The organism is Halomonas borealis, from assembly GCF_004798905.1.
Lineage (GTDB): Bacteria > Pseudomonadota > Gammaproteobacteria > Pseudomonadales > Halomonadaceae > Halomonas > Halomonas borealis.
The window spans coordinates 16,540-34,909 of sequence record NZ_SDMO01000012.1 but is presented as its reverse complement, the minus strand read 5'-3'; the positions used below and the strand labels follow the sequence as shown (position 1 = coordinate 34,909).

The window sequence follows — 18,370 nt, the reverse complement described above, 5'->3', positions numbered from 1 at the left end:
GAGGCACCCTTTGGAAAGAGACTCCCCATGACCGATTACTACGCCGACCATCACGAACGAAGCGAGCCCACGCTGGGTGATCAGCACCAGGTCAGCCACGGCGCCCGCAGCCAGGGTGCCGGCCAGACACCCGGTGCCGGCATCGCTCACGAGCGCCGCGACGAACGTCACTACCTCCGCGTGAAACGCGCCTTCCAGGTCAGGATGGACGACGGCCAGGTGTTCGACGGTGCCGATCTGTCCCAGGGCGGCTTCGCGATCCGCAGCCAACGGCCGATCCGCGTGGGTGCCCAGGTCAAGGCCTCATTGCTGCTGCAGGCCGGCGGCGCCGAGATGACCGTCCCCATGTCCGCCGAGTGCCGGCACTGCACGGCCAGCAAGCAGGGCCACACCGCCGGCTTCGAATTCACCGACATCAGTCCCGGCCATCAGGAACTGCTTCGCCGCCTGATCCGCGCCAGCCTGAGCGGCCGCGAGATGGACCTGGAAGGCCTGGTGGCTGGTGAAGACCCACAGACGCCGCGCAAGCGCGGCGGCGGCCAGCCGCAGCCGGCCCAGCGGCCACCCAAGCCGCTGGGCCGCTACGTCGCGCTGTTCATGGCCATCGGCGCGCTGGGCCTGGTGGCGGCAGCCACCGCCTACCGCAATTTCATGCTGATCGAGCCGAACTTCGCCGCGGTGACCGCGCCGCGTATCGACATCCGTGCGCCGGGCCCGGGCATTCTGCAAGCCCATGATCTCAAGGCTGGCGACCGGGTCGAGCGCGACGAGCAGCTGACCAGCGTCAAGAACGTCGACCTGGAATCCAACCTGATCCTGGCCCAAGCCGCCCAGAGCTATAACAGCCAGCTGATCGACAACCTCCAGGAGAATCTCGAATCGGGCAACGGCCAGATCAGCCTGGCCAACTCCGCCCGCCCGGCCAACGGCGAGTCGGTGAGCTTCGAGACGGTGCCGCCGGAGATTGCCCGGGCACGCATCGACCAGTTCGAAACCGCGCGCGATTTCCAGAGCTCGCGGATCACCGCACTGGAGGCGCGCCAGTCGCAAAACGAGGTCTACAGCCCCTGCCACTGCCTGGTGGCCTGGGCGTTGAGCAGCTCCGACGGCACCTACATCAACGAGAGCGAACGCATCATGACGCTCATCCGCACTGGCAAGAACGACATCATGGTCGAGGCGCTGGTGCACATGGACGATATCGATCGCATCGGCCCGGACCAGCAGGCCTACATCTCGCTCCCCAACACCGCCGGCCCGATCAGCGCCCGAGTACGCAGCGTGGCGCTGGACATCGAACGCCAACCACGCGCCGGTTTCCCCAGCTGGGTGCGTCAGCAGCAGAACGTCGCCAGCGTGCTGCTGGTGCCCGAGGAACCACTGCCGGCCGACACCGTCGGCACCCCGGTGGACGTGCGCTTCACCGAGACACCGCTGGTCGGCAGCGCCGCCGAGTGGGTCTGGCAGGGTGCCCGTTCGGTGGGCCAGCTGGTCGGTGGCCTGGTCGACAGCGTCACCGGCGCCAACGACGACGAAACGCCGCTCGCCGACCGCGAGCGCCAGGCGAGCTAAGCTCGAGCGACCTTCACGAGGACACCCCGGCCGCCCCGCGGCCGCCCCGACCGGAGCCCGATATGTCAGCCCAACACATCATCCCGACGAAGCGCCCCATGGCCATGCTGATGCTGGCCCTGCTGCCCGGCTTGAGCGCCCCGGCCCTCGCCGAGGGCAAGGGGCCCGCGATAACGTCCCCGAGCGTGGCCACCTGCTCGACCCGCTATCCGCAGGTCGCCGCGCCCTCCCCCGCCATGCAGGCCGAGGATGCCCAGGCCGCCATCCGAGACGGCTTCGCTACCCAGCGCGACTGGGGCACCAAGAACGCCGAACGCCTCGCGGCCGAAGAGACCGGACTCGATGAGGCCGGCCTGCGTATCCACTATCCCGAGGGCACCTCGTCGCCCGGCGATACCGAGAAGGGCGGGGCCGGTTTTTACGCCGCCCCCAGCGCCCTGGCCGGCGCCGAGCGAGCCTGCCTCCAGTACCGGGTTCGCTTCGAGCCGGGCTTCGACTTCGTCAAGGGCGGCAAGCTGCCCGGCCTGTACGGCGGCGAGGCGCCCAGCGGCGGCGAGGAGGCCAACGGCAAGAACGGCTTCTCGATGCGCTACATGTGGCGGGCCAACGGCCAGGGCGAGCTCTACGAATATGCCGTCGACCAGCACGAAGACTACGGCAAGTCGGTCGGCCGCGGCCGCTGGACCTTCCCCACCGGGCAGTGGGTGACCCTGGAACAGGAGATCATCCTCAACGACCCCGGCCAGGAGAACGGCATGGCCCGCGTGTGGGTGGACGGGCATCCGATCCTCGAACAGGACGGCATCGTCTATCGCACCAGCGAGTCGGTGACCATCGATGGCCTGATGTTCTCCACCTTCTTTGGCGGGCACGGCAAGGAATGGCGCACACCCCGCGACCAGCACGCCGACTTCGCCGGCTTCCGCGTCTATGCCCCCCGATCCTGATCCCGAGGAATCCCGATGTCTCTGTCCCCTTGCACCGGCCCACGCCGCGTCGCCCTGCCCCATCGCCTGCTCGCCGGCCTGTCCCTGGCCTTGTCCGGGCTGGCCGCGGGAGGGCTGTCCACGGCCCAGGCCATGACCCTCGAGGCACGTGCCGAGCTCGACCTGTCTCACTACGAGGTGACGGCCCCCGACGCCTCCTACTTCGACGTCGAGACGCGCATGGCGCTGCTCAAGGACACCGACAACGCGATCCTGTTGCAGGAGATCGACCAGCTGTCCGCGGGTACCAGCTGCTCACAGCTGCTGCAGTACAAGCCGATCGACACCCGCATGCGAATCCCGGGCTACTACCCAAGCCCCAAGGAGTGGGAGCTGGCATCGGAGCCGCTATTCCAGTTCGAGGACAACGTGTCGCGCCTGGCCGGCAGCTACGTGGCCACCGGCGATGAGTACTACGCCGAATGCCTGGTGCGCTTCCTCGACAAGTGGGCCCAGGACGAGGCGTTGACCAACTTCTACTACGACTCCATGGAGCCCCAGGCCTGGTTCGCCACCGAGTCGATGATCTTCGCCGCGGCCATGGCCTACTCGGTGGTGCGCCCCGAGATCGAGGGCATGCAGGAGGAGCGCGAGCGGATCGAGGCCTGGCTCAACGATTTGGCCCATCAGCATTCCGACATCCAGGGTCAGCCCGGCAACAGCTGCTGCAACAACCACTTCTACCGCCGGGCCCTCTACGCCAGCATGGTCGGCGTGCTGACCGAGGACAATGCCCTGTTCCGCTTCGGCGTCAGCGCCATCTACTCCGCGTTGCACGACATCAACGACGCAGGTGCCCTGCCCATGGAGGTCGCCCGTGGACGCCGCGCGACCCACTACCAGAACTACGCGTTGCTCTACCTGATCACCAACATGCGCGTCATCGAGCGCCAGGGCTACGACATCTTCGACCTGGAAGTGGACAGTCACAGCATCCACGACGCCGTCGACTTCGCCCTGGATATCTTCGAGGACCCGGCCGCCCTCGGCGACATGGCCCCCCACGAGCAGTACACCGGCTTCCTCAAGGACAGCCAGTACTTCGCCTGGATGGAGATCTACCAGTCCCGCCACCACGACCCGCGGATCGCCGATTTCATCCGCCGTCAGCGTCCCATCTACAACCGCAGTGCCGGCGGCTACATGACGCTCTACTTCATGGCCCCCGATGCCCAGCAGAACATCGTCATGGATGAGACCCAGCGCGAGGACGCCGCGTTCAAGGGCCTGAGCGAGCAGTGAACGCTCGCCCCGACGTTCATCCATCACTTCGAGGCAAATCGACATCATGATCCAGATTCCACGCGACACCTCATCCACTCGCCATCCCACGGGGCTGAAGCTGGCCTTCTCGGCCACCCTCGTGGCCTGGCTCGGCGGCTGCGCCACCACCCCGCAGCCCGATGACCACGTCACCGCGCCCGTGCCACCACAGTACGCGGACTGGTTCGACGGCGGTCAGCCACGCCCCTTGGAATGGATGCACAAGAACACCGTGGAGAAGGCTCACCAGCTGCTCGAGCAAGGCCGCAGCCAACAGGCCATCGCCGAGCTCGAGACGCTGATGCAGAAGGGCTTGCCCAAGGGCTACTACGAGATGGGCAAGATCTTCGATCAGGGCAAGGGCGTGTCGCCCGACCCAGAGCGTGCGGCACGACTCTACTCCGAGGCCATCAAGACGCCCTCCTACATCACCGGCAACGCCTCGCTGAACCTCGCCAAGCTCTACCGCGAGGGGCGCGGCGTCGAGCGCGACGACGCGCTCGCCTACTACCTGATCCAGCAGGCCATCGAGGAAGAGGTCGGCCCCCGGGCCCAGGCCGCCATGGCCGAGCTACTCGTCGAGGGCGGTGACGGCGTCAAGGCCGACGCCGAACAAGCCGCCGCGCTCTACCAGCGCGCCGCCGAGGCCGACAACGGCACCGCCCTCGAGGCCCTGGCCAAGGCCCACGGCCCCGAAGGCTGGCTCGCCGAAGATCGTGGTCTGGCGAGCCAGTACGCCCAGCGCTACGCGCGCCTGCTAGAACAGGACGCCAACGCCGGCGACGTCGGCGCCATGAATCAGCTGGCCGGCCTGTTTGCCGAAGACGGCCTGCTCGGCAGTCAGCCCCAGCGCCACATGCACTGGCTGAACAAGGCCGCCGAGGCCGGCGATCCCGGCGCGCTGAGCCGGGCCGGCCGCTCGCTGGTGGAAGGCAACGCCCCCCAGCGCGGCCAAGCCATGCTGGAACAGGCCGCCCTGGACGGCAACGTGTCGGCGATGGAAACGCTGGGCAAGCTGCTGCTGGAAGGCAACGCCAACGTGGCCGCCAGCCCGGAACGCGCCCAGCACTGGCTGAGCGCGGCCATCGCCCAAGGCTCGGTGGATGCCCAGGTCACCCTGGGGCGCGCCCTGCTCGACGGTGAAGGATTGCCCGCCAATCCGCGCCGCGGCATCGAGCTGCTCAAGAAGGCCGCCGAGCAAGACGACGCCCTGGCGCTGGCGCTGCTCGGCGCCTACTACCTCGACGATGACGGCCTTGCCAGCCAGCCGATGCAGGCGCGCGGCTACCTCGAGCGCGCGAACGAGCTGGGTCATCCCTACGCTACCCAGCAGCTAGGCAAGATGTACCTGGAAGGCAACGGGGTCCCGGCCGACGGCCAGCGCGCCGAAGCCCTGCTGAAGGACGCCGCCGACCAAGGCCAGACCGCCGCCCTACGCCTGCTCGGCGAGGCTTACCTAGAAGGGGAGGTGTTGCCCTACCATCCGTCGAAGGCCGAGGAACTGCTGAAGCAGGCCGCCGACGCCGGGGATGCTTCCGCCAAGACGGCGCTAGGCGCCGGCTATCTCGAGGGCACCCTCCGGCAGCGCCAACCCGCTCACGGCATCGCCCTGCTGGAAGAAGCCGCCCGCGAGGGTGATGCCTACGCCATGGTGGTACTAGGCCGAGCCTACCGCCAGGGCGACGGCGTGCCCCGCGATCTAGGCAAGGCCAGTGAATGGCTTAACCGCGCCCGGAACGCCGGACACGACTCGGCCGAGGATGCCCTGGCGCGGCTGCGCTATGACCAGGGCAAGGCCGGCAACATCCAGGCCCTGGTGGAGGCCGCAGAAGACGGCCACCCTGGTTCCATGGCGCGGCTCGGCGAAGCCTTCCTCAACGGCCGCGGCGTTCAGCAGAGCCTGAGCAACGCCCGGATCTGGCTGCAGCGCGCTGCCAACGAGGGCCACCCCGGATCCGCCGCCGATCTAGGGCGGATGTACCTAGAGGGCAAGGGTGTGACGCGTGACCCGGCCAAGGGCGCCCGCTACCTGCAGCGCGCCGTCGCCGGCGGCCACCTCGGTGCCCGCGGCGACCTCGGCAAGCTGCTGCTCACCGGCGAGGGCGTGAGCGCCAACCCCGAGCGCGGCATGCGCCTGCTCGAGCAGGCCGCCGCCCGCGGCAACAGCGGCGCTCGACTGGCGCTGGCCGACGCCCTGCTCGAGGGTAAGCACGTCGCGCAGGATACCCCGCGCGGCATCGCGCTGCTGCGCGAATCCGCCGAGGCCGGCGACGACTATGCCGCCCAGCGCCTCGGCGCCGTCTATCTCGAAGGCAAGGGCGTCGAGCCCGATCCGCAACAGGCCGAGACCTGGCTCACCCAGGCCAGCGAGGCCGGCAGTCTCTCGGCACGCACGCTGCTCGGCACCGCGCTACTGCGTGGGGAAGGCGGTATGAGCGTCGATGCCACACGGGGACGCCGCCTGCTTGAGCAGGCCGCAAAGCAGGGCCATGCCGGCGCCCAGGCCACCCTCGGCCGAGAGCTGCTGCGCGGCGAGACCGTCAGTCAGGACCTTCATCAAGGCGCCGACTACTTGCTGGAGGCCGCCCGTCAGGGCCACGAGACCGCGCGCCTGGCACTGGCCAAGGCCTATCTCACCGCCAACGGACTCGAGAACGCCAACCGCGAGCAGGCGCTGCTATGGCTCGACGAAGTGATGGACGGCAGCGGCGAGATGGCCGCCCAGACGTTGCATGACCTACTGTCCGACGAGGATGCCATGCAGGCGCTTCAGGTGGCACCGGCCGAGCGCTGATACCGACAAGCCAGAAACGACGACGGGCCGGCAGTTTCCTGCCGGCCCGTCGTCGTTCGGGGGAAAGGCCCGAAGGCCTACCCGCCGTGGCACTTACTCACCGAAAGGATTGCGCAGCACGATGGTCTCGTTGCGGTCCGGGCCGGTGGAGATCATGTCGATGGAGGTCCCCACCTGCTCCTCGAGGAAGTGGATATAGCCACGGGCATTGGCCGGCAGCTCATCGATGCTCTTCATGCCCAGGGTCGACTCGTTCCAGCCCGGCAGGTCCTGGTAGACCGGCTCGATGGCTTCATAACCCTCGGAATCCACCGGCGTGTCGAGCAACTCACCGTCCTTGCTGCGATAGCCCACGCAGACACGGATGTTCTCCAGGCCGTCGAGCACATCGAGCTTGGTCAGGCAGATGCCGGACACCGAGTTGATCTGCACGGCGTGACGCAGGGCCACGGCATCGAACCAACCACAGCGGCGCGCGCGACCGGTGGTAGCACCGAACTCGTGGCCCTTCTCGGCCAGGTGACGGCCGTGCTCATCGAACAGCTCGGTGGGGAACGGGCCGGAACCGACGCGAGTGGTGTAGGCCTTGGTGATGCCCAGCACGTAATCCAGGTAGAGCGGGCCGACGCCGGAACCGGTGGCGGTGCCGCCGGCGGTGGTGTTGGAGCTGGTCACGTAGGGATAGGTGCCGTGGTCGATGTCCAGCAGCGAGCCCTGGGCACCCTCGAAGAGGATGTTTTCGCCGGCCTTACGCACATCGTGCACCAGGCTGACGGTGTCGCAGACCATGGCACGCAGCTCGTCGGCCATGCGCATGGCATCGTCGAGCACTTCCTGGAAGTCCACCGGCTCCTCGCCATGGAACTTGGTCAGCACGAAGTTGTGGTAGTCCAGCACCTCACCGAGCTTGGAGGCGAAGCGCTCGCGGTGCAGGATGTCGCCCAGGCGCAGACCACGGCGCGCGACCTTGTCTTCGTAGGCCGGGCCGATACCGCGACCGGTGGTACCGATCTTGGCCACGCCACGCGCCTTCTCGCGCGCCTGATCGAGACGCTCGTGGTACGGCAGGATCAGCGGACAGGCCGGCGACAGCTTCAGGCGCTCGCGCACCGGGACGTCCTTGGCTTCCAGCTCGCGGATCTCCTCGAGCAGCGCCTTCGGCGACAGCACCACGCCGTTGCCGATCACGCAGGCCTTGTCGTCACGCAGGATGCCGGAGGGAATCAGGTGCAGGACGGTCTTCTCGCCATCGATGACCAGGGTATGGCCGGCATTGTGCCCCCCCTGGAAACGCACGACGGCATCGGCAGACTCGGTCAGCAGATCGACGACCTTGCCCTTGCCTTCATCACCCCACTGGGTGCCCAGTACGACTACGTTCTTGCCCATTTTCCTCGTCTCTCGTTGCTGCGCCGCCAGCCTCGGGCGGTGCCGGTATCGTGTCTGCCTGAGCGTCAGGCCTGATCGCTGGTTACGGCCAGCGGCGCTACCTGCCAGCCGCCGTCGATCGGGATCAGCTGCCGCTGGCAGCGGTGTTCTTGCGGACCGGTATGCTGCTCGGGCAGCGCCTGTACGACCCGCTCGCCCTGCTGACGCAGGGCCTTGATGGCCTCGGCCAGGCCGTCGCCCTCGACCGGTGCCCAGATGCCGTCATGGGGGGGCTCGCCGGTCACCTGGCTGGCCAACAGCTTGAGCTCCAGGGAGAAGCCGGTAGCCGGGCGGGCGCGACCGAAGGCGCGGCCGGTATCGTCGTAACGCCCCCCCTTGGCCAGCGCCTGGCCATAGCCGGGCACGTGGGCGGCGAACATCATGCCCGTGTGGTACTGATAGCCACGCAGTTCGGCCAGGTCGAAGTAGAGCGCCACATCGGGATGCTCGGCGACCACGCCGGCGTGCAGGGCACGCAGCCGCTCCAGGGCCTCGCCCACGGCCGCAGGTGCCTCGGCGAGGACCTCGCGGGCCTGCTCGAGCACCTCGGGGCCGCCATGCAGCTCGCCCAGGGCGCACAGCATGCTCGCCATGGCCGGGTCGCTGACGCTTTCCGCGACGCGCGCGGCCAGCTCGCCGGGCGACTTCAGTTCGAGGGCCGCGAAGACCGCCTTCTCCTGCTCGGCCGTCAGCTCGGCGGCCTTCACCAGGCTACGGTAGATGCCAATATGCCCCAGCGCCAGGTGAATCTCGCTGGCGCCGGCGACCTGCAGGCTGGTCAGCGCCAGGCGCAGTACTTCCAGGTCGGCCTCCAGGCCGGCGTGGCCGAACAGTTCGAGCCCCACCTGGACCGGGCTACGCCCACCTTGGTGAGGGTCGGCCTTGGCACGCAGCACGGTGGTGCAGTAGCACAACCGCACCGGGCCCTGGCGCTTCAGGGAGTGCGCGTCCATACGCGCGACCTGGGGCGTGGCATCGGCGCTGACGCCCATCATCCGCCCGGTCATCTGATCGGTGAGCTTGAAGGTCTGCAGATCGAGCTCGGTACCGGTACCGGTAAGCAGGGAGTCCAGGAACTCCACGGGGGGCGGCATCACCTGATCGTAGCCCCAGCGATGGTAGAGATCGAGCAACGCCCGGCGCAGCTCCTCCATGCGGTTGGCCTGAGGAGGCAGCACCTCGTCCATGCCGTCGGGCAACAACCAGCGGTCAGCGATGGTCATGTCGTTCTTCCTGCGAGACGATGATTGGCCTTCGGCAAGCATTGAAGCATGGCGGAACATACGCCTGGCGGGGCGCCAGAAGGGCTTGCCGGGGAAGTGGACGGCCACAAAAAAACCGGGGCACGCCCGGTTACAGGAGTCTATCACGTTTGGCGCCGCGAGCCACCCTGCCATGCGTTGGCAGGGTGCGGCGGGGCGGCATCTACCGCCCCGCCGACCATCACCCGTCGTTCTGGGCGGTCGGCCCCTTGAGGTACTGGAAGAAGTCGCTGGAGGGGTCCAGCACCAGCATGTTGCCGTCGCCCTGGAAGCTCGAGCGATAAGCATCCAGGCTACGCCAGAAGGAGAAGAACTCCTGGTCCTTGCCGTAGGCCTCCGAGAAGATGGCCGCGGCCTCGGCATCGCCCTCGCCGCGCAGGGTCTCGGAACGCTCCTGGGCCTGAGCCAACAGCACCTGACGACGCCGGTCGGCGTTAGCACGAATGCGCTCGGATTCTTCCTGGCCCTGGGCACGCCACTCGCGAGCCTCACGCTCACGCTCGGAGCGCATGCGATCATAGACCGCCGAGGAAACATCCTCGGGCAGGTCGATGCGCTTGACGCGAATATCCAGGACCGCCACCCCAAGGGTGTCACGCAGGCGCTCGTCGAGATCCTCGGTGGGCCCGGTCATCAGCTTGTCGCGCTGTTCGGAGATGATCTGCTTCAGGTTCAGGCGCCCGAACTCGTTACGCAGACTCTCGTCGACCCGCGGCTGAATCAGCCGCACCGCCTGCATCTCGTCACCGGCGGTAGCCTCGTAGTAGCGAGTGGGATTGACCACCTGCCACTTGACGTAGGAGTCCACGATCACCGCCTTCTGTTCCAGGGTCAGGTAACGACTGGGTTCGGTATCCAGCGTCAGCACCCGGGTATCGAACTTGCGGATCGTCTGGGTGACCGGCACCTTGACGTGCAGGCCCGGCTGGATGTTCTCTTCGACCACCTCACCGAAGCGCAGCTTCACCGCGCGCTCGGTCTCGTCGATCACGTAGAGGCTGTTGCTGGCCAGCCAGGCCACGGCGGCCAGGCCGCCGACGATGAGCAGGGAACGGTTATTGATCATCGTTAACGGCCCTCCCGGCTGATTCCATTGCTGCGCGCATTGCGGCTGTCACTGCTGCCGCCGTCACTGCTGCCACTGGCCTGGCTGGCGCTCAGGCGTTCGAGAAGCTGAGGGTCCATCGACACTTCCTGGCTGCCGGCAGCACCGGCGTTTCCACGGCTCAGGCGATCCATGGGCAACACCATCAGCGGTGCGTCATTGTCCACATCGACCATCACCTTGGCGGTGTCGCCGTAGACGTCGGACAGGGCATCGAGATACAGGCGTTCACGCATGATCTCAGGCGCGGTCTGGTACTGGGTCAGCAGCGCATTGAAGCGATTGGCCTGACCGCGTGCCTCGGCGACCACCGACTCACGGTACCCCTGGCCCTGTTCGACGACGCGCTGGGCTTGACCCTGGGCGGCCGGAATCACGGCATTGGCGTAGGCCATGGCCTGGTTGATGGTGCGCTGGCGATCCTCACGGGCGCGGATGACGTCATCGAAGGCGTCCTGTACCGCATTGGGCGGCGAGGTCGACTCGACGTTCAGGGTCTGCAGACGAATGCCGGTGCCATAGCTGTCCAGGTAGGACTGCAGACGGCTGGCCACCGCGGTGCCGAGGATTTCACGCCCGGAGGTCAGGATGGCGATCATGTCGGTGCCACCGACCACGTGGCGCAGCGCACTGTCCAGGGCGTTCTCCAGCGACAGCTCCGGGTCGCGCACGTTGAGCACGTAGCCGCGCGGATCGGCGACCTGATACTGGACCGAAATCTCGACGGAGACGATGTTCTCGTCCTGGGTGAGCATCGACTGGGTCTGGCTGACCGAGCGCACCCGGGTCACGTTGACCATGCGCACGTCATCGATCAGCGGGGGGTTCCACTGCAGGCCGGGGGTGACCACTTCCTGGAACTTACCGAACCGCAGCACCACACCGCGCTCGGACTGGTCGACCAGATAGAAGCCGGAGGCGGCCCAGATGGCCAGGGCCACGATCAGCAGCAGCCCCGGCAGCGCGAAGACGTTGCGTGGCTTGCCGCCACCGCCCTTGCCGCCCTTGCCACCGTTGCCGCCGCGCTTGCCGCGGCCACCCAGCATGCCGTTGAGCTTGTCCTGAAACTTCTTCAGGGCCTCGTCGAGGTCGGGCGGCCCCTGATTATTGCCGCCGCGGTTACCACCGCCGCCGTTATCTCCGCCGTTACCGCCGCGGCGCCCTCCCCCCTTCCAGGGGTCGTGCTGGTTGCCGCCGCCACCGGGCTCATTCCAGGCCATACGTCGTCTCCACTCTGCGTTGCGTTCCGCCGTGCATTCCGGCACGACGGGCATCGGTTGCGATCCTTGTGGTGCCGACCCTGGTGTGCCGACACCCGAAGGCGACTCTTCATTGCTGCGTGTCACTGCTCCCAGACGGGGCGATCCTGCAGGGTCTCCGGCAGATAGTCGTCGGCGCGCTCGCCGAGGCGCGCCATCAGCTGCAGGAAGTCGCGCCGTGGCAGGCGGATCTCCAGCAGCGTGCGCCCCATGTCGTCGAAGCGCTCCTCACGCACCGCCCCCAGGTCATGCAGGCTGGCACGCAGCTTGCCCTGCTGCGGCTCCAGGGTGACATCGAAGTCGATGATATCATCGGCCAGGCACTCGGTGAGCGCCTGCTCGAACAGTTCCAGGCCCTTGCCGTCACGGGCCGATAGCCAGACCGATTCGGGGCGGCCATCGACGCCACGCTCGATGCGCGGGGCGCTGTCGAACATGTCGATCTTGTTCATCACCTTGAGCGTCGGCACCCCCAAGGCGCCAATCTCATCCAGCACCTCTTCGACCTGGTTCACGTTGAGGTCGCGGTCGGGATCCGCCGCGTCGATCACGTGCACCAGCAGGCTGGCCTCGGCGGCCTCCTGCAGGGTGGCCTGGAAGGCCTCCACCAGCTTGTGCGGCAGATGGCGGATGAAGCCCACGGTATCGGCCAGCACCACCGGCCCCACATCCTCGATCTCCAGGCGCCGCAGCGTCGGGTCGAGGGTAGCGAACAGCTGGTCGGCCGCATAGACCTGCGCGGCGGTAACCGCGTTGAACAGCGTCGACTTGCCGGCGTTGGTATAGCCGACCAGCGAGACGCTTGGCACCTCGGCGCGGGAACGCGCACGACGGTTCTGGTTGCGCTGGCTGCGCACCTTGTCGAGGCGCTTGTGGATCGCCTTGATGCGGCCACGAAGCAGGCGCCGGTCGGTCTCGAGCTGAGTCTCGCCCGGGCCGCGCAGGCCGATGCCGCCCTTCTGGCGTTCCAGGTGGGTCCAGCCACGTACCAGGCGCGTCGACATGTACTCGAGCTGCGCCAGCTCGACCTGCAGCTTGCCCTCATGGGTCCGCGCCCGCTGGGCGAAGATGTCGAGGATCAGGCCGGTACGATCGAGTACACGACACTTGAGCGACTGCTCGAGGTTACGCTGCTGGGATGGGCTCAACGCATGATTGAAGATCACCAGCTCGGCCTTGTGGACCTGCAGGGCCTCGCGTAGCTCCTCGACCTTGCCCGAGCCGATAAAGAAACGGGGATCGGGCCGGTTGCGCGAGCCGGACAGCAGGTTGGCCGGCTCGGCGCCGGCCGAACGCACGAGTTCGAGGAATTCCCCCGCGTCCTCGCGCTCCTGTTCGTCCTGGAAGTCTACATGGACGAGAACCGCCGTTTCACCGGCTTCGGGACGTTCAAAAAACAATCAATACCTCACACATTGCTTTCCGGCTGTGCTCCGCCTTCGGGAGCCGGCAGCCGCACGTTGCGCGACGGCACAACGGTAGAGATGGCGTGCTTGTAAACCATCTGACTGACGGTGTTGCGCAGCAGGATCACGAACTGATCGAAGGACTCGATCTGACCCTGCAGCTTGATGCCGTTCACCAGGAAGATCGACACCGGAATGCGCTCCTTGCGCAGGATGTTCAGGTACGGATCTTGAAGGGACTGCCCTTTGGACATGTTGCTCTCCCTGAATTTTTCTAGAGTTGATCATTCAGTGCTCGCCCCGTCCGGGGGCGACACAAGGTAACCGATGAGCCCGCTCGTACATACGGCCGCTCGAAGCGACCATCTTACGCTAAGTCCCGAATTCGCGCACCAGTTTCAGAAGCTCGGCGAACGGGTCGACGCCCAGGCTATCGACCCGGTGCAACCCCGGCCAGCGACGCATCCAAGTCAGCTGTCGTTTGGCCAGCTGACGCGTGGCGACGATGCCGCGCTGACGGAAGGTCGCATGGTCGACGTCGCCCGCCAGGTACTCCCACCCCTGACGATAGCCCACGCTCTTCATCGCGGGGAGGTCCGACGTCAGATCGCCGCGCGCCCTCAAGGCCGACACCTCGTCGAGGAAGCCGGCCCCGAGCATGGCGTCGAAACGCCGAGCGATACGCTCATGCAGCACGCCTCGATTGGCAGGCGCGAGGCCTATCGACAGCGGCCGCCAGGGAAAGGTTTCCGGGCGCTGCTCATTCCACAGCTCGGTCAAGGCGCGCCCGCTGACCCGGTAGACCTCCAGCGCCCGCATCAGGCGCTGTGGATCGTTGGGATGGATGCGCGCCGCGGCCTCCGGATCGACCCGGGCCAGCTCGTCATGCAGGGTCGAAAGCCCGTCGCGAGCCATCTCGCGCTCCAGCTCGGCGCGCACCTCCGGGGCCGCCGCGGGCAGGTTGGCCACGCCCTCCAGCAGGCTCTTGAAGTACATCATGGTGCCGCCGACCAGCAGCGGGATCTTGCCGCTCGCGGTGATCGCGGCCATCTCGCGCAGCGCGTCGTCGCGAAACTCCGCCGCCGAGTAAGGATCGGCCGGGTCGCGGATATCGATCAGCCGATGCGGGGCCCGCGCCAGCTCGCTCGAGGAAGGCTTGGCGCTGCCGATATCCAGGCCACGGTAGACCATCGCCGAGTCGACGCTGACCAGCTCGCAGCCCAGCCGCTCGTGCAGGGCGATGGCCAGGTCGGTCTTGCCGGCGGCGGTGGGGCCCATCAGGAAGATCGCGGGGGGGCGGGTGTCGGGCATGGTCGTTCATTGCCCCCTGAGGAAGAGGCGGTCCAATTCCTTCATGCCCAGCTCGGTCCAGGTCGGACGCCCATGGTTGCACTGGCCGCTACGCTCGGTGCGCTCCATGTCACGCAGCAGGGCGTTCATCTCCTCCACCGTGAGCAGGCGATTGGCGCGCACGCTGCCGTGGCAGGCCATGGTCGAGAGCAGTTCATTGATGCGCGCCTCCAGACGATCCGAGCGACCATAGCGCTCCAGATCGCCGAGCATGTCACGGATCAACGGTTCGACGTCGGCATCGACCAGCAGGGTCGGCACCTGGCGCACCAGCAGCGTCTCGGGGCCGGCCACATCGAGCTCCACGCCGAGCCGTGCGAAGGCCTCATGCTCGGCCTCGGCGGTAGCCACCTCGGCGGCGCTGGCCGCCAGCGAGACGGGCACCAGCAACGGTTGCGCCTGCAGGCCGGCATCGCCTTCGACAACGCCATGCACCTGGGTCTTCATTCGTTCGTAGACGATCCGCTCGTGGGCGGCATGCATGTCGACCACCACCAGCCCGCGCTCGGTCTGGGACAGGATGTAGACGCCATGCAGCTGGGCCACGGCATAGCCCAGCGGCGGCGCCTTGGTGGCATCCTCCTCGGGCATCGCCGGGCGCGCCACGGCCTCGGGCGGGGCGGCCGGCGCGGGCTGAGCCCCGAAGGGAGCCTGCGGCGGGGCCTGGCGCTCGGCCAGCGCCGTCTCGGCGGCGACCCCACCGGCGCCAGGCGCGGCGGGCTGCGGCGTCAGCAGGCTCTCCTCGTGCTCGGGGTGCAGCGCCCGATAACCTTCCATGAAGGCTCGTACGCGATCCGGCGAGACCTTGCGCTCGCCCTCCTCCTCGCGGCCATGAAGCGCCATCGGCTGCTGCTGCCAGGCATTCTGGGGCGCGGCCTCGCGGACCTCGCCACCCGGCGTCGAGGCCTCCACCGGCTCGCCTTCCGCCGACCGCTCCTGGTCGCCATTCACGCTCGCTCCGGCCCGGGCCTCGCCCAGCGCCCGATGCAGGCTGGAGAACAGGAAGTCATGGACCATCCGCCCGTCGCGGAAGCGCACCTCGTGCTTGGTGGGGTGGACGTTGACATCGACCACCGTCGGGTCGACCTCCAGATAGAGCACGAACACCGGGTGACGGCCATGGAACAGCACATCGCGGTAGGCCTGGCGGATGGCGTGCGCCACCAACCGGTCGCGTACCACCCGCCCATTGACGAAGAAGTACTGCTGGTCGGCCTGGGCCCGCGAGTGAGTGGGCAGCCCCACCCAGCCCCACAGGCGCAACCCGCCGGTCTCGAGATCCAGGTGCAGGGCGTTTTCCAGGAAGGCCTTGCCGAGCAGCGACTGCAGGCGCCGCTCGTGACCCACCAGGTCGCCGCCGGGGCGCAGCTGGTGGATGGTCTTCTGGTTGTGGCGCAGCACCCAGCCGACATCGAGCCGCGACAGCGCCTGGCGCCGGAAGGCTTCCTCGACGTGGCCGAACTCGGTCTTCTCGGTACGCAGGAACTTGCGCCGGGCCGGAGTATTGAAGAACAGGTCGCGCACCGTGACCGAGGTGCCACGCGGATGCGGCGAGGGCGTGACCCGCGGCTCCATGCGCCGCCCCTCGACCACCACCCGCCAGCCGCCGGTGGGGTCGTCGAAGGTGTTGGAGGTCAGCTCGAGCCGAGATACCGAGCTGATCGAGGCCAACGCCTCGCCGCGAAAGCCGAGGCTCGCCACGCCTTCCAGGTCTTCCAGCGAGGCGATCTTGCTGGTGGCATGGCGCGACAGCGACAGCGGCAAGTCGTCCTCGCCGATGCCGCTGCCGTCGTCACGCACCCGGATCAGCCGAGCGCCACCGGACTCGAGTTCCACCTCGACGCGGCCGGCGCCAGCATCGATGGCATTCTCGACCAGCTCCTTGACCACCGAGGACGGACGCTCCACCACCTCGCCGGCGGCGATCTGGTTGGCCAGCCGCGGGTCGAGGATGTGGATATGCTGGCTATCGCTCATAACGCTCCCGTGCTCCGCTCACGAATGGGGAATCTTCAGCACCTGCCCGACGCGAATCACATCGCCGTTGAGCTCGTTGGCCGCACGTAGCTGGGCCACCGGCACGCCGTGGCGGGCGGCGATCTCCGACAGGGTATCGCCGGGCTGGATGCGGTATCCGTCGCCGCCGGTGTCGCGGCCCTGGTCGCGCTGCCAGGCCAGCAGGCTGGCCGGCGGTGGATTGCGCTGGAAATGCGCCCGGATGCCACCGAACACCGCGCTCATCATGCGGTCCTGGTAGCTCGAGCTTTGCAGCCGGCGCTCCTCGTCGGGATTGGAGATGAAGCCGGTCTCGACCAGCAGCGAAGGAATGTCCGGCGACTTGAGCACCACGAAGCCGGCCTGCTCCACCCGCGGCTTGTGCAGGTCGTTGACCCGCCCCATGCGATCGAGCACCTGGCCGCCGATGGTCAGCGAGTCGTTCAGGGTCGCGGTCATGGTCAGGTCGAGCAACACGCCGCGCAGCACCTCGTCCTTGTCATCCAGCGACAGGCTGCCGTCCACGCCGCCGATCAGGTCGGCGCGGTTCTCGGACGCGGCCAGCCACTGGGCGGTCTCGGAGGTCGCCCCGCTCTGGGACAGCGCGAAAACCGAGCTGCCGTGGGGCCGCGGGCTACGGAAGGCATCGGCGTGGATCGAGACGAAGAAGTCGGCCTTCTGATCGCGGGCGATCCGGGTGCGCTGGCGCAGCCCCACGTAGTAGTCGTCGTCGCGGATCATCACCGCCTTGAAGCCCTCGGTGGCATCGACCTTGCGCGCCAGCCGTTGAGCCATCTCCAGCACCACGTCCTTCTCACGCACGCCGCTGGGGCCCAGGGCACCAGGGTCCTCACCGCCGTGGCCGGCATCCACGGCGATGATGATGTCGCGCCTGGGATGCGGCTGGGCAGGTTCGCGGGTCGGGGTCACCTCGGCCGGATCTTGGCCCTGCACCTGGGCCTTGGCCTGGGCGCGGTCGGCGGCGATCTCCTGATCGCGGATCATCGCCTCGATGGGATCGATCGGATCCTCCACGGCACTCTCGCCGGGGTATTCGAGGTCGACCACCAGGCGGTGGCCATACTGTTCGTTGGGCGTCAGGCTGAAGTCGCGGGGCTCGATCTCGCGGTTGAGCTCGAGCACCACCCGCAGGTCGTCACCGTTGCGCACGCCGGTGCGCACCTCGCGGATGGCGCTGCCTTCCAGCTTGAGTCGATCGACATCGGCCTTCAGCCGGGTATCCGCGAGGTCGATGACCAACCGACGCGGATCGTCGAGGCTGAACACCTCGGCCTCGGCCGACGCCGAGAGGTCGAACACCAGGCGCGCATGGTCGGGCGCCGCCCACAGGCGCAGGTTGTCGACGCTGGCCGCCAGGGCACAAGACGGCGCCAGCATCCCCAACGCCAATAGCCCGCCCAACAGGCGGCGCGGCAAGATTCCGATGCTCATGAGGCGCCGCCACCGTGCCCGCTTGCCGCCACGCCCAGCGATGCGTCGGCGGCGAGGCACTCGATCACCCGGCGGCCATGCTCGCTGCCGGCACTCAGGCTCGCCCGGCGGCCGGTGCCGTCCAGCGTCAGGCTCACCGTCAGGTCGGGGGCCGGCAGCCAGCCTTCGCCACGCGCCGGCCACTCGATCACGCACAGCGCATCGTCGGCGAGCAGGTCGCGGCCACCGATGAACTCGAGCTCCTCGGGGTCTCCCAGCCGATAGAGGTCGAAGTGATTGACCCGCACACCATCGAGCTCATAGGGCTCCACCAGGGTATAGGTGGGACTCTTGACCGCACCGCGATGCCCGTAGGCGCGCAGGATGCCACGGGTCAGGGTGGTCTTGCCCGCCCCAAGCTCGCCCTCCAGATAAAGCCGGCCGTGCCCGTCGAGGGCCCGGCCGAGGGATTCGCCGAAGGCCACCTGGCGGTCTTCGTCATCGAGTCGCAGCTGCATC

14 protein-coding genes are annotated in these 18,370 nt (G+C 67.8%); 4 read left to right on the top strand and 10 right to left on the bottom strand.

The window, feature by feature from the left end:
- Window positions 1–27: 27 nt before the first annotated feature.
- The 4 genes from ETC07_RS12095 (at window position 28) to ETC07_RS12080 (ending at window position 6,615) form a co-directional block, all read left to right on the top strand.
- A complete protein-coding gene (locus ETC07_RS12095; protein ID WP_136248777.1) occupies window positions 28–1,572 on the top strand; it encodes a PilZ domain-containing protein in 1,545 nt (514 codons plus the stop codon).
- 62 nt (window positions 1,573–1,634) lie between these two features.
- A complete protein-coding gene (locus ETC07_RS12090; RefSeq protein ID WP_136248776.1) occupies window positions 1,635–2,519 on the top strand; it encodes a polysaccharide lyase in 885 nt (294 codons plus the stop codon).
- A 15-nt stretch (window positions 2,520–2,534) separates the two neighbouring features.
- Complete coding sequence (locus tag ETC07_RS12085; protein ID WP_240724634.1) at window positions 2,535–3,800, top strand: alginate lyase family protein; 1,266 nt, start codon at window positions 2,535–2,537, stop codon at window positions 3,798–3,800.
- A gap of 46 nt (window positions 3,801–3,846) precedes the next feature.
- Window positions 3,847–6,615: a tetratricopeptide repeat protein gene (locus ETC07_RS12080; RefSeq protein WP_136248775.1), complete on the top strand. Its 2,769-nt coding sequence runs from the start codon at window positions 3,847–3,849 to the stop codon at window positions 6,613–6,615.
- A gap of 93 nt (window positions 6,616–6,708) precedes the next feature.
- Here the strand turns inward: ETC07_RS12080 and ETC07_RS12075 are convergent, their stop codons facing one another.
- From ETC07_RS12075 to tsaE, 10 genes are all read right to left on the bottom strand, one after another.
- Window positions 6,709–8,004 (bottom strand): adenylosuccinate synthase, encoded by a 1,296-nt coding sequence (locus tag ETC07_RS12075; protein WP_136248774.1) that lies wholly within the window; start codon window positions 8,002–8,004, stop codon window positions 6,709–6,711.
- 65 nt (window positions 8,005–8,069) lie between these two features.
- The gene (locus ETC07_RS12070; protein ID WP_136248773.1) at window positions 8,070–9,266 is read right to left on the bottom strand and encodes an ATP phosphoribosyltransferase regulatory subunit; all 1,197 of its coding nucleotides are present in this window, start codon (window positions 9,264–9,266) and stop codon (window positions 8,070–8,072) included.
- A 220-nt stretch (window positions 9,267–9,486) separates the two neighbouring features.
- A complete protein-coding gene (gene hflC / locus ETC07_RS12065; RefSeq protein ID WP_136248772.1) occupies window positions 9,487–10,371 on the bottom strand; it encodes a protease modulator HflC in 885 nt (294 codons plus the stop codon).
- Between the two features lie 2 nt (window positions 10,372–10,373).
- Entirely contained in the window at window positions 10,374–11,630 is a 1,257-nt protein-coding gene (hflK, locus tag ETC07_RS12060; RefSeq protein ID WP_136248771.1) for an FtsH protease activity modulator HflK, read from the bottom strand.
- 122 nt (window positions 11,631–11,752) lie between these two features.
- Entirely contained in the window at window positions 11,753–13,069 is a 1,317-nt protein-coding gene (gene hflX, locus ETC07_RS12055; RefSeq protein ID WP_136248770.1) for a ribosome rescue GTPase HflX, read from the bottom strand.
- 8 nt (window positions 13,070–13,077) lie between these two features.
- Window positions 13,078–13,329 carry an RNA chaperone Hfq gene (gene hfq / locus ETC07_RS12050; RefSeq protein WP_136248769.1) on the bottom strand — a complete coding sequence of 84 codons (252 nt, stop codon included), beginning with the start codon at window positions 13,327–13,329 and terminating at the stop codon, window positions 13,078–13,080.
- Between the two features lie 118 nt (window positions 13,330–13,447).
- Complete coding sequence (miaA, locus tag ETC07_RS12045) at window positions 13,448–14,386, bottom strand: tRNA (adenosine(37)-N6)-dimethylallyltransferase MiaA (RefSeq protein ID WP_136248768.1); 939 nt, start codon at window positions 14,384–14,386, stop codon at window positions 13,448–13,450.
- A 6-nt stretch (window positions 14,387–14,392) separates the two neighbouring features.
- The gene (mutL, locus tag ETC07_RS12040; protein ID WP_136248767.1) at window positions 14,393–16,402 is read right to left on the bottom strand and encodes a DNA mismatch repair endonuclease MutL; all 2,010 of its coding nucleotides are present in this window, start codon (window positions 16,400–16,402) and stop codon (window positions 14,393–14,395) included.
- Window positions 16,403–16,420: 18 nt separating this feature from the next.
- On the bottom strand, window positions 16,421–17,872 hold the full coding sequence (locus ETC07_RS12035) for an N-acetylmuramoyl-L-alanine amidase (RefSeq protein WP_136248766.1): 1,452 nt from the start codon (window positions 17,870–17,872) through the stop codon (window positions 16,421–16,423).
- On the bottom strand, window positions 17,869–18,369 hold the full coding sequence (gene tsaE, locus ETC07_RS12030; protein ID WP_136248830.1) for a tRNA (adenosine(37)-N6)-threonylcarbamoyltransferase complex ATPase subunit type 1 TsaE: 501 nt from the start codon (window positions 18,367–18,369) through the stop codon (window positions 17,869–17,871). Before tsaE ends, ETC07_RS12035 begins: the two co-directional genes overlap by 4 nt.
- Window position 18,370 lies beyond the last annotated feature (1 nt).

Bases quoted from the DNA above. Each gene is read 5' to 3' on its own strand.
- hflK (WP_136248771.1), bottom strand. From the start codon at position 11,630: ATGGCCTGGAATGAGCCCGGTGGCGGCGGCAACCAGCACGACCCCTGG.
- hflC (WP_136248772.1), bottom strand. From the start codon at position 10,371: ATGATCAATAACCGTTCCCTGCTCATCGTCGGCGGCCTGGCCGCCGTG.
- miaA (WP_136248768.1), bottom strand. From the start codon at position 14,386: ATGCCCGACACCCGCCCCCCCGCGATCTTCCTGATGGGCCCCACCGCC.
- hfq (WP_136248769.1), bottom strand. From the start codon at position 13,329: ATGTCCAAAGGGCAGTCCCTTCAAGATCCGTACCTGAACATCCTGCGC.
- ETC07_RS12095 (WP_136248777.1), top strand. From the start codon at position 28: ATGACCGATTACTACGCCGACCATCACGAACGAAGCGAGCCCACGCTG.
- ETC07_RS12080 (WP_136248775.1), top strand. From the start codon at position 3,847: ATGATCCAGATTCCACGCGACACCTCATCCACTCGCCATCCCACGGGG.
- ETC07_RS12090 (WP_136248776.1), top strand. From the start codon at position 1,635: ATGTCAGCCCAACACATCATCCCGACGAAGCGCCCCATGGCCATGCTG.
- ETC07_RS12035 (WP_136248766.1), bottom strand. From the start codon at position 17,872: ATGAGCATCGGAATCTTGCCGCGCCGCCTGTTGGGCGGGCTATTGGCG.
- mutL (WP_136248767.1), bottom strand. From the start codon at position 16,402: ATGAGCGATAGCCAGCATATCCACATCCTCGACCCGCGGCTGGCCAAC.
- ETC07_RS12075 (WP_136248774.1), bottom strand. From the start codon at position 8,004: ATGGGCAAGAACGTAGTCGTACTGGGCACCCAGTGGGGTGATGAAGGC.
- ETC07_RS12070 (WP_136248773.1), bottom strand. From the start codon at position 9,266: ATGACCATCGCTGACCGCTGGTTGTTGCCCGACGGCATGGACGAGGTG.
- tsaE (WP_136248830.1), bottom strand. From the start codon at position 18,369: ATGCAGCTGCGACTCGATGACGAAGACCGCCAGGTGGCCTTCGGCGAA.
- ETC07_RS12085 (WP_240724634.1), top strand. From the start codon at position 2,535: ATGTCTCTGTCCCCTTGCACCGGCCCACGCCGCGTCGCCCTGCCCCAT.